This window comes from Myxococcus vastator (genome assembly GCF_010894475.1).
In the GTDB taxonomy this organism is placed as follows: Bacteria; Myxococcota; Myxococcia; order Myxococcales; family Myxococcaceae; genus Myxococcus; species Myxococcus vastator.
This window is the reverse complement of record NZ_JAAIYB010000883.1, coordinates 1-1,058: the sequence shown is the minus strand read 5'-3', so window position 1 is coordinate 1,058 and position 1,058 is coordinate 1. Positions and strand designations below refer to the sequence as shown.

Sequence of the window (1,058 nt, the reverse complement as noted above, 5' to 3'; positions counted from 1 at the left end):
GGCAGGGCCGGGGCTTCACCCAGGAGGACCAGGAGCTGGTGGAGGAGCTGGCGGCGAAGGCGGCGCTCTCCGTCGAGAACGCGCGCCTGTTCGCGGAGCAGCAGCGGTCGCAGGAGGAGCTGCGCCGTCGCGCCGAGTTCGAGCAGCAGCTGGTGGGCATCGTCTCCCACGACTTGCGCAATCCCCTGGCGGCCATCTCCATGTCGGCGGGGCTGCTGGAGAAGAAGGGGGAGCTGACGGAGCCGCAGCAGCGCATGGTGTGGCGCATTGGCCAGGCCACCGAGCGCGCGGCCCGGATGATTCGCGACCTGCTGGACTTCACCAAGGCCCGGCTGGGCGGCGGCATTGCCCTGCACCGTCAGGCCACCGATTTGCGGGAGGTGGTGCACCAGGTGGTGGATGAGCTCCTGGTGGCCAACCCCGGGCGCCGCGTGGAGGTGGAGGTCCAGGGCGAGGTGCGCGGTGAATGGGATTCGGACCGCATCGCGCAGGTGCTCACGAACCTGCTGGGCAATGCCCTGGCCTACAGCCCCGCGGACGCCCCGGTGCGGGTGGACACACGGATGGAGGGGGAGGCCGCGCTGCTGTCGGTCTTCAACGGAGGCGCCCCCATCCCCCGGGAGCTGCTGCCACGCCTGTTCGAGCCGCTGACGCGGGGCGCGTTGAAAGAGGGGCAGTCCACCCGCAGCATCGGCCTGGGGCTCTACATCGTGCAGGACATCGTGCGCGGCCACGGCGGCGGCGTGGAGGTCGTGTCCTCCGAGCAGCACGGCACCACCTTCACCGTGCGCCTGCCGCGCGCGGCGGGCTGAGGAGGTGCGCTGCTCCGTGGGCCCCTGCTGACCTGGGCGAACGCGCTGCGGCCCTGGCCGTTCGCGCAGGGCCATTGCGGAATGACGACACCGCGGCGGGTATCGGGCCACGTGGCGCGCTGGCACTGGCGCGGAGTGAGCACTGAAGGCCGCGCCGGTACCCACGGACAAGGTCGCGCCTCCGGAGATTTGTCACTCTTGTCCCGCGTGCGTTCCGCGACCGGGCGTCGAGCAACGGGGCTGGGG

General features: G+C 71.6%; 1 protein-coding gene. It reads left to right on the top strand.

Features of this window, described 5'->3' with window-relative positions; translation table 11 throughout:
* A partial coding sequence (locus G4D87_RS38110; protein ID WP_240358950.1) for a GAF domain-containing sensor histidine kinase occupies positions 1-812 on the top strand: 812 nt, incomplete at its 5' end.
* Positions 813-1,058 lie beyond the last annotated feature (246 nt).